This window comes from Streptomyces sp. SID11385 (assembly GCF_010548245.1).
GTDB lineage: Bacteria > Actinomycetota > Actinomycetes > Streptomycetales > Streptomycetaceae > Streptomyces.
Window position 1 is genome coordinate 1 of sequence record NZ_JAAGLR010000411.1, and the last position, 9351, is coordinate 9351.

The window sequence follows — 9351 nt, forward strand, 5'->3', positions numbered from 1 at the left end:
CGCCCCCCGCGCAAGGCCCCGCGCCCCCGCACCTCGGCCGGGGCGCTCGTCACGCCCACGGGCGCGATCGAGATACGCCCCACGGCGCCCTTCCCCGGCCCGTACCAGCTCCTCCTCGCCCTCCGCGACGACCCCGCGGCGCGCGAAGTGCGCGTCCCGGTCCCCGAGCCGGGGCCCGCCGTCCTCGGCCGCGCCACCCACCGCCTCGACGAGGGCCGCTGGGACACCTACCTCCTCGCGGGCACCACCCGCCGCAGACTGCGCGCCGGGCTCGTGGAGCAGGGCGCGCTGCCCGGGCTGCCGCCGCTGGAGGACGGCACGGGCTTCGCGCACTGGATTCCGTACCGCACGAAGGACGGCTATCTCGCGATACGGGCCTGGCGGCGACCGGCGCACGCCGAGATCCTCGCCCTGGAGACCGGCGAGTCCGGGCTCCTCGTCACCGCCCAGCTCCACGGCATCGTCCGCTCCCTGCCGCGCGGCGCGATGGTCCGGGTCAAGGCCCGCGAGGAGGGCAGTGAGAGCTTCCTGCTCGCCGCGCGCGACCAGGGCCGCGGGCGCTTCGGCTTCCGGCTCCCCTACGTCATGCCGCTCGCCGGGCACGCGGCCCCGCAGGACGTGTGGGACTTCGCGCTGCTCCCCGAGCCGGGCGTCGCCCCCGTCCCCCTGGGCCGCGTACTCGGCGACCTCGTCGACCGCAAGAGGGTCGCCGTGCTGCCGTACACGTCCCTGGAGCACCCGGCGGGCGGCACCACACGGGTGCGGCCCTTCGTGAACGTACGGGGCGATCTCTCGCTCCTCATGCGCGACACCGGCGAGCGGACCGCCCGGCTGCCCGCCGACTGAGCCCGCGCCGCAGGCGTCCTGCCTGGTCACGGCGCCATCCCGGGGAAAAGACGCGCGCCCCCGCGAATGGTTCCCGGCCGGTCGGTGAGACGGTGAGAGGAGACAGCACCGCACTCCACCCCCGTACCGCACGAAGGGACACCATGACCGCCTACAAGGTCGTCAACCCCGCCACCGGCCAGACCGAGAGCGAGTTCCCCGAAGCCACGGACGTCGAGATCCAGGACGCCCTGGACCGCTCCGCCGGCGCCTACCGCACCTGGCGCGCGAGCGCTGTCGAGGACCGCGTCGCCGTCCTGGAGCGCGTCGCCGAGCTGTACACCGCGCGCAAGGAGGAGCTGGCCTCGCTCATCACGCGGGAGATGGGCAAGCCCGTCACCCAGGCGCGCGGCGAGATCGACCTCACCGCCTCGATCTACCGCTACTACGCCGAAAACGGTCCCGGCTTCCTCGCCGACGAGGAACTCGACGTCGTCGCGGGCGGCAGCGCGGTGGTCCGCAAAGAGGGCATGGGTCCGCTCCTCGGGATCATGCCGTGGAACTTCCCGTACTACCAGGTCGCCCGCTTCGCCGCGCCCAACCTCATGCTCGGCAACACGATCCTGCTCAAGCACGCCCCGCAGTGCCCCGAGTCCGCCCTCGCCATGGAGAAGATCTTCCAGGACGCGGGCCTGCCCGAGGGGGCGTACCTCAACCTCTTCGCGAGCAACGAGCAGGTCTCGACGATCATCGCCGACCCGCGGGTGCAGGGCGTCTCGCTCACCGGCTCGGAGCGGGCCGGGTCGGCCGTCGCCGAACAGGCGGGCCGCCACCTCAAGAAGGTCGTCCTGGAGCTGGGCGGTTCCGACCCCTTCCTCGTCCTCCAGCCCGCCGACCTCGACCGCGCCGTCAAGACCGCCTTCTTCGGCCGGTACGGCAACGCGGGCCAGGCGTGCAACGCCGCCAAGCGCATCATCGTCCTCGCCGACCAGTACGAGGAGTTCACGCGCAAGTTCGCCGAGACCGTGAAGGGCGTGACCCCCGGCGACCCGACCGAGGACGGGACGTTCATGGGCCCGCTCTCCTCGCGCCAGGCCGTCGAGAACCTCGCCGCGCAGATCGAGGACGCCGTCGCGAACGGCGCGACCCTCCTCGCGGGCGGCAAGCCCCTCGACCGCGAGGGCGCCTGGTTCGAGCCGACGGTCCTCACGAACGTCGGTCCCGGCATGCGCGCCTTCCAGGAGGAACTGTTCGGCCCGGCCGCCGTCATCTACAAGGTCGAGACCGAGGACGAGGCCGTCGCCCTCGCCAACAACACGCCGTACGGTCTCGGCGCGGCGATCGCCACCGACGACCCCGAGCGCGCCCTGCGCGTCGCCGCGCAGCTCGACACCGGCATGGTCTACGTCAACGAGGCCAGTGGCTCGGCGGCGGAACTGCCCTTCGGCGGCGTGAAGCGCTCCGGCGTCGGGCGCGAGCTGGGCAAGTACGGCATGGAGGAGTTCGCCAACAAGAAGCTCGTGCGCGTACGGCGCTGACCCGCCGCCGGCGGTCGCGCCGTCCGCGACGGCGCCCTCGGTCCGCGCGGCCGCGGGGCGCGGGACCACGGCCCGGCCGCCCCGCGCGTACGCCGGTCGCACTTTCCGGAGTGCGTACCCGCCGGTGCGGGGGTAGGGACGAGAGAGCGGCCGTGACCGGCCGCCTTTCGCCCCCGCCCGTGAGGATGCCGCCCCATGCCGAGCCCTTCGCCCGCCCCGTCGCCCTCCGATTCCGGCGCGGCGGAGGACCCGGGGGCGGCCCTCCTCGACGGGCTGACGATCGACGACAGCCGCCCCGAGCGCCCCCTGCTCCGCGACGCCTCGGGCCGGCCCGTCGACACCTGGCGCGAGAACTACCCGTACCCGCACAAGGTGGGCCGCCGCGAGTACGAGAAGCGCAAGCGCGTCCTCCAGATCGAGATGCTGAAGATGCAGCGCTGGGTCAAGGACACCGGGCAGCGCCTCGTCGTGCTGTGCGAGGGCCGCGACGCGGCGGGCAAGGGCGGCACGATCCAGCGCTTCACGGAACGGCTCAACCCGCGTGGCGCGCGCGTCGTCGCGCTGGAGAAGCCGACCGAGCGCGAGGCGGGGCAGTGGTACTTCCAGCGGTACGTGAGCCAGTTGCCCTCCGCCGGGGAGATCGTCTTCTTCGACCGGTCCTGGTACAACCGCGCGGGCGTCGAGCGCGTCATGGACTTCTGCACGCCCGCCGAGTACTACCACTTCCTGCGCCAGACCCCCGTCTTCGAGCGGATGCTCACCGACGACGGCGTCCTGCTCGTGAAGTTCTGGTTCTCCGTCTCGCGCGCCGAACAGCGCACGCGCTTCGCGATCCGCCAGATCGACCCCGTACGGCAGTGGAAGCTCTCGCCGATCGACATCGCCTCGCTCGACCTGTGGGACGCGTACACGGAGGCGAAGGTCGACATGTTCCGCGCCACGGACACCGACGCGGCGCCCTGGACGGTCGTGAAGAACAACGACAAGCGGCGCGGGCGCCTGGAGGCGATGCGCAGCCTGCTCGCCCGGCTCGACTACCCGGCGAAGGACCCGGCCGTCGTGGGCATCCCCGATCCGCTCATCGTGGGACCCGCCGACACGCTCCTGGAACCGGGGGAGGAGAGCGCGAGCCTGTCCCCGACGCCGCTCGCGGGCAGCAGGCACGGACGCGGGCTGCACCCGGAGGACGGGGTGCCGGGTCCGGACGAGGAGTGAGGGGTGGTCCGCGCACCCGGCGGCGACTGGCATGATCGAGGGATGTCAGATCGCATCATCGCCGCCTGCGACGGCGCGTCCAAGGGCAACCCGGGCCGTGCCGCCTGGGCCTGGGTCGCCGCCGACGCCGAGGGGACCCCGGAGCGCTGGGAGGCGGGCCCGCTCGGCACCGCCACCAACAACGTCGCCGAACTCACCGCCCTGCTCCGCCTGTTGGAGACCACGGACCCGGTCCGCCCGCTGGAGGTCCGGATGGACTCCCAGTACGCCATGAAGGCCGTCACGGAGTGGCTGCCCGGCTGGAAGCGGCGCGGCTGGAAGACGGCGGCCGGCAAGCCGGTCGCCAACCAGGAACTCGTGGAGGCCATCGACGCGCTGCTCCAGGGACGCCAGGTCGAGTTCCGGTACGTGCCCGCCCACCAGGTCGGCGGCGACCCGCTCAACGCGATCGCCGACCAGGCGGCGAGCGAGTGCGCGATCAGCCAGGAGGCGGCCGGGACGGCGTACGGGGCCCCCGCGCCGCCCGCTCCGAGCGCCTCGCGCACCGAACCCGCCCGCACGAGCGGCGCGACCCGCGCGAAGTCCGGCGGCAGGACGGGCGCGAAGTCCGGCGGCAAGGCCCCGACCCTGAAGGCCAAGTACCCCGGCCGCTGCGGCGCCTGCGGCCAGTCCTACGCGGCGGGCGAGGACATCACGAAGGTGGGCAAGGGCTGGGGCCACGTGGGCTGCGCCTCTTAATTGCGTCGGCTTCGCCTCCGGGAGCGCCCAAGCCGGTGTCGAGTCACCCGACGTGCTCGGTCACTCGTTCCTCGCGACCTGCGCGCGACGGGCGCCTCGACACCGTCGCGCGCTTCTTTGGATGGCGTCGGCTTCGCCTCCGGGAGCGCTCGTGCCGGTGTCGAGTCACCCGACGTGCTCGGTCACTCGTTCCTCGCGACCTGCGCGCGACGGGCGCCTCGACACCGTCGCGCTCCCTTCGGCTCAGCCGACGCAATCAAACAGCCGCCCAGCCGTTGTCCACCGGGAGCAGCGCTCCGTTGATGTTGCTCGCCGCGTCCGAGGCCAGGAAGAGGATGGCCGCCGCCTGCTCCTCGGCCTGGGCGGGCTTGCCGACGTTCACCATGTACTGGCCGATGGTCGCCGGGCCCTGCGCGCCGTCCGCTGCGTTCACCGAGATGTTCGTGGCCGTGCCGCCGGGGGCTATCGCGTTGGTGCGCAGGCCCTTCTCCCGGTACATGACGGCGAGGGACTTCATGAGGCCGACGACGCCGTGCTTCGACGTCGTGTAGGCCGCCCCCGCCGCGCTGCCGCGCAGCCCCGCCTCCGACGCGGTGAAGACGATCGCGCCGTGCCCGGTCTTCAGCAGGTGGGGGAGGGCGGCGCGGGTCAGCAGGAACGGCGCGGTGAGGTTGATGCGCAGCACGCGCTCCCACTCCGCGTCGTCGGTCTCGCCGGCGGCCGACATCCGGTCCATGATCCCGGCGTTGTTCACGAGCACGTCGATCCCGCCGAAGCGCTCGACGGTCTGCGTCACGACCTCGTCGACCACCGCCCGCTCGCTCAGGTCCCCGACGACGGCGAAGGCGCTGCCGCCGCCCTGCTCGATCTCCGCGACGACGGACTTCGCGCGCTCGCCGTCGAGGTCGGCGACGACGACCCGCGCGCCCTCGGCGGCGAACTTCAGCGCTGTCGCGCGGCCGATGCCCGAACCGGCGCCGGTGATGACGACGCTGCGACCCTCAAGGCCTGTGGTGCTCATGGTGACTCCCTGTGCAGAGGCGGTACCGCCGGCGCGGAACGGTGTGTTCCGTATCGACACCGCCGAGCGTACCTCTTTCTGTCGCTCGATGACATAAAGGCGTCAGGTGACAGAAATGGCTGACGAGGGACAATGGAGCCGAAGGGCGGCGCGGCGACGAGGAGCGGCATGAGGGACACGGAGACGGGCGCGGGTACGGAGGCGGGTACCGGCCGCGGCGCGGCCCGTACCGGGCGACCGCCCCTGACGGAGCGGCGCAAGGCGGCGACGCGGCGGGAGATCGCGATCGAGGCCGTACGGCTCTTCAGCGCCCAGGGCGTCGCCGCGACGTCCGGGGACGACATCGCCCGCGCCGCCGGGATCTCGACCCGCACCCTGTGGCGCTACTTCCCGTCCAAGGAGCACTGCGTGAAGCCGCTCCTCGCGCTCGGCCTCGAACGGGCCATCGCGCAGCTCCGCGACTGGCCCGCCGACCGGCCGCTCACGGAGGCGATGGCCGAGCAGGAGCCGGACGGCGGAGCGGAGGAGGCCGGGCTGACGAAGAAGCTCGTCGCCATGGCCATCGAGGAACCGGCGCTGCACGCGGTGTGGCTGGAGATGCACTACGAGGCGGAGGAGGTCTTCGCCGAGTTCGTCGCCGCCCGCACCGGCCGTCCCGCCGACGACCTCGCGGTCCGCGTCCAGGCGGTCATCATGAACGGCGCCATGCGCGTCGGCGCCGAGCACTGGGCCCGCGGCCGCGACGACCGCCGCACCCACGAGGAAGCACTGCGGGCGGCACTGCGCTCGGCGCTGGAGGGGCTGAGCTGCTGAGCGGGTCCCGCGAGAGTCCCGCGGACGGCCCCGGGGACCCGCTCGGACGCCTCGGCTACGCGGAGGCGGGGACGGGCGCGCGCCGGGGCGCCGGCGCGGTGAGGGACTCCGCGCCCGCCGGGACGGGCACGGCCGCGAAGAGGGAGTCCTGCTCCCGCTGGAGTTCCCGCTTGCGCTCCGGGCTGGTGGAGGGGAGACGCTGCTCCTCGTAGAGCGTGTGCGTCGCCTCCTGGGCGTGCTTGCTCGCCGGGGTGTGGAACTGGACCTCGAAGAGCTGCCCCGAACGCGGCGCCCGCCAACCGGTGTTGAGCCCCTTGTAGCCGCTCGTCCGGCCCCAGGTGTTGGACCACTTGGTGCTCTCGTTCGCCCAGTCGGCCAGAGCGCCGGAGGCCCGGGTGACACCCGAGGTGTAGGTGGTGTCGTCCCACTGGAGGGTGTAGCGCACGGCGTCGCTGATCCCGGCCAGGACGGATGCCACGTTGCGGCCGGGCTGCTCCACGAGCGTCCCCGCCACCTTCCGCTTGAGCGAGTCGGGGCTCTTGAGGCGCTTGTCGAAGCCGACGAGTTCCGCTCCGGTCAGCGAAGCGGCGGCGCGGACCTGCACGCTGATGGTGCGTTCCGCGCGCCGGGCGCCCGCCAAGTAGGAGTCGACCGCGTTGTTCTGCGCGCTGGTCAGGGTGAGGCCGCCCTCGCCCTTCCAGCCGCCGGACCGGTCGCCGTCGGCGGTGGCGGTGGTGGTGGCGGCGAGCGACAGGACGGCGGCTGCCGCCGCGCACAGGGCGGTGCGGAGGGCGGCGTGGTGACGGGAAGTGGTCATGCTGCGAATACCGGGTCTTTCTCAAGCGCGACGGATCGGAAACACCCGGTCAACGCCGCGCCGCCCAGCGGGTGGCGGGACGACGGCCCCCCTCACCCGGACGGGCGCCGAGGTGCTCTGTCAGTGGTGGCCGTTAGCGTCGAAGGCATGACCCAACGAACCGTTGTGCCGCGCGGTCCGGCGGCGGCCGAGCCCGTGGTCCACGTGCGGCCCGCGACCGACCTGGACCTCGACGGGCTGCTCGCCTCGATGGCCGCGCTCTTCGCGGAGGACGCCGGGCCGCGCGACGCCGCCGCCGACCCCGCCTGGTTCAGGGAGCACGGACGCCCGGCGCTCGCCGCCGGACTCGACGACCCCGCCCGGCTATTGCTCGTCGCGGACTGCGCCGGCAAGGTGCTCGGCCACCTCACCGCGATGCTGCGCCCACCCGAACCCCTGCTCCCCGTCCGGACGGTGACGCTCGCGAGCCTGTACGTGCGCCCCGCGATGCGCGGCGCGGGCACCGGTTCCCGCCTCCTCGCCCACTGCCTCGACTGGGCCCGCGTCCACGGCGCCTTCCGCACCGAGGTCTCCGCCTACGCGAGCAACACGGCGGCGCTCCGCTTCTACCGCCGGCACGGCTTCACGGACCACGAGGTGACGCTCACGGCGCCGGGCGGTCCGGCCGCAGGGCCGCGGTGAGAGGGGTTCAGGAGTCGCGCGAGGCCGTGACCTTCCAGGCCGCCTCGATCATCCCGAAGACCTCGTCCACCGCGCCCTCGGGATCGGCCGCCTCGCGGGCCAAGGCGTAGGCGTCGAGCACGAATTGGGCGAGTGCCCGGCTCGCCGTCGGCGTCCGGGACAGCTCCGGGTCCGCCGTGATGGCCGCCGCGAGCCGCTCGGCGTGGCGCACCCGCATCGACTCCTCGTACTTCCGCAGCGCGGGAGACGCGTCGATCATGCCCCAGACCGGAGCGGCGTCCTCCGCCGTGCAGTGCCGCACGAGGGCGTGGACCTCCGCCCGCAGCGGCGGCAGGAGCGGCGCGCCGGGGGCGCGTTCCGTGACCGCGCGGGCGAGACCCTCCTCGAAGTCCCCGTCGCGCGCGAAGACCAGCGCCTCCTTCGAGGGGAAGTGCGCGAACAGCGTCGTGACGGCCACGTCGGCCTCGGCCGCCACCTCGCGGATACCCACCGCCTCGTATCCGCGCTCCAGGAAGAGCCGCATGGCGGTGTCCGCGATCTTCTGGCGGGTCGCGGCCTTCTTGCGCTCACGACGCCCGGTCGGCACGGTCATGTCCGCACGCTATCAGGTGCGAAACCAGAACGGTTTCAAAAAGCTAACCGTTAGTGCTACGTTCCCGGCATGAAGAAAGTGAGCTTCGCCGAATTCGGCGGTCCGGACGTCCTGCGCCTGACAGAGGCCGAGGAGCCGCACGCCGGCCCGGGACAGATACGTGTCGCGGTGCGGGCGGCGGGGGTGAACCCCGTCGACTGGAGACTTCGTGAGGGGCAGGTCCTGGGCGCCCACCCGCTCGAACTGCCCGCGGGAGTGGGGCTGGACGCCGCAGGAGTGGTGGACGAGATCGGAGCGGGGGCGCGCGGTGTCGCGCTCGGCGACCGTGTCTTCGGCGAAGGCGCGAGCACCTACGCCGAGCTGGCCGTCCTGGATGCCTGGGCGCCGATGCCGGAGGGGCTGACGTTCGCCGAGGCCGCCGGGTACCCCTCCGTCGTGGAGACCGCGCTGCGCGTACTGCGCGAGGTCGGCGTGCGGCCGGGGCAGACGCTCCTCGTGAGCGGCGCCTCGGGAGGGGTCGGCTCCGCCGTCCTCCAGATCGCCCGCGACCGCGGGATCAAGGTCATCGGTACGGCGGGGGCCGCGAACCAGGAGTACGTGCGCGGGCTCGGGGCCCTCGCCACGACCTACGACGAGGGCTGGACCGCGCGCGTCCGGAGCCTCGGCGAGATCGACGCGGCGCTCGACCTGGCGGGCTCCGGGGTCCTGGCCGAACTCGTGGACCTGACGGGGGACCCGGAACGCGTGGTCTCCATAGCCGATATGGACGCGGCGAAGTTCGGCGTCCAATTCTCGGGCACGGCGGGGAGCATGCCCGACGCCCTCGCCGAGGCCGCCGACCTGATCGCGCGCGGCCGGCTCCACATCCCGGTCGAGAAGTCGTACACGCTCGCCGAGGCGGCGCGGGCGCACGGCGACAGCCAGGCCGGACACACGAGGGGACGCCGCGTCATCCTGGTCTGAACCTTCCGCGCGGGCCCCGCGCCCGCCCCGGTGCCGCCCGGCTCACGCCCGTGGCGGCGCCGGGAGCCGGACGGTGTGCGCGTGGCCGTCCGGCCAGGTGATCTCCGCGCGGGCCGTGCCGTCGGGCTCCCACGTGGTGCGGAGGGCG

General features: G+C 73.4%; 9 protein-coding genes and 1 pseudogene. 7 read left to right on the forward strand and 3 right to left on the reverse strand.

The genetic code is table 11. The features are described from left to right. The 4 genes and pseudogenes from G3I42_RS12630 to G3I42_RS12645 form a co-directional block, all read left to right on the forward strand. Window positions 1-846 (forward strand): annotated as a pseudogene (locus tag G3I42_RS12630) (glycosyltransferase family 4 protein); the annotation flags it as partial. A 143-nt stretch (window positions 847-989) separates the two neighbouring features. Beyond that, entirely contained in the window at window positions 990-2363 is a 1374-nt protein-coding gene (locus tag G3I42_RS12635; RefSeq protein ID WP_164285423.1) for an NAD-dependent succinate-semialdehyde dehydrogenase, read from the forward strand. A 195-nt stretch (window positions 2364-2558) separates the two neighbouring features. Next, complete coding sequence (gene ppk2 / locus G3I42_RS12640) at window positions 2559-3578, forward strand: polyphosphate kinase 2 (RefSeq protein WP_164285425.1); 1020 nt, start codon at window positions 2559-2561, stop codon at window positions 3576-3578. Window positions 3579-3620: 42 nt separating this feature from the next. After that, window positions 3621-4316 carry a ribonuclease H gene (locus G3I42_RS12645; protein ID WP_164285427.1) on the forward strand — a complete coding sequence of 232 codons (696 nt, stop codon included), beginning with the start codon at window positions 3621-3623 and terminating at the stop codon, window positions 4314-4316. 256 nt (window positions 4317-4572) lie between these two features. On the opposite strand, the gene G3I42_RS12650 is transcribed toward G3I42_RS12645, so the two are convergent. After that, a complete protein-coding gene (locus G3I42_RS12650) occupies window positions 4573-5337 on the reverse strand; it encodes an SDR family NAD(P)-dependent oxidoreductase (RefSeq protein WP_164285429.1) in 765 nt (254 codons plus the stop codon). A gap of 168 nt (window positions 5338-5505) precedes the next feature. On the opposite strand from G3I42_RS12650, the gene G3I42_RS12655 reads away from it, so the two are divergent. Next, window positions 5506-6150 (forward strand): TetR family transcriptional regulator, encoded by a 645-nt coding sequence (locus tag G3I42_RS12655; RefSeq protein WP_164285431.1) that lies wholly within the window; start codon window positions 5506-5508, stop codon window positions 6148-6150. A gap of 55 nt (window positions 6151-6205) precedes the next feature. Here the strand turns inward: G3I42_RS12655 and G3I42_RS12660 are convergent, their stop codons facing one another. Continuing rightward, window positions 6206-6967, reverse strand: a complete 762-nt coding sequence (locus G3I42_RS12660; protein ID WP_164285433.1) for an ATP nucleotide 3'-pyrophosphokinase — start codon at window positions 6965-6967, stop codon at window positions 6206-6208. Window positions 6968-7114: 147 nt separating this feature from the next. Here G3I42_RS12660 and G3I42_RS12665 point away from each other — a divergent pair, with 147 nt between their 5' ends. Beyond that, window positions 7115-7648 carry a GNAT family N-acetyltransferase gene (locus G3I42_RS12665; protein ID WP_164285435.1) on the forward strand — a complete coding sequence of 178 codons (534 nt, stop codon included), beginning with the start codon at window positions 7115-7117 and terminating at the stop codon, window positions 7646-7648. Window positions 7649-7655: 7 nt separating this feature from the next. On the opposite strand, the gene G3I42_RS12670 is transcribed toward G3I42_RS12665, so the two are convergent. Beyond that, on the reverse strand, window positions 7656-8240 hold the full coding sequence (locus G3I42_RS12670) for a TetR/AcrR family transcriptional regulator (protein WP_164285437.1): 585 nt from the start codon (window positions 8238-8240) through the stop codon (window positions 7656-7658). A 69-nt stretch (window positions 8241-8309) separates the two neighbouring features. Here G3I42_RS12670 and G3I42_RS12675 point away from each other — a divergent pair, with 69 nt between their 5' ends. After that, window positions 8310-9203 carry an NADP-dependent oxidoreductase gene (locus G3I42_RS12675; RefSeq protein WP_164285439.1) on the forward strand — a complete coding sequence of 298 codons (894 nt, stop codon included), beginning with the start codon at window positions 8310-8312 and terminating at the stop codon, window positions 9201-9203. The last annotated feature ends 148 nt before the right edge of the window (window positions 9204-9351 follow it).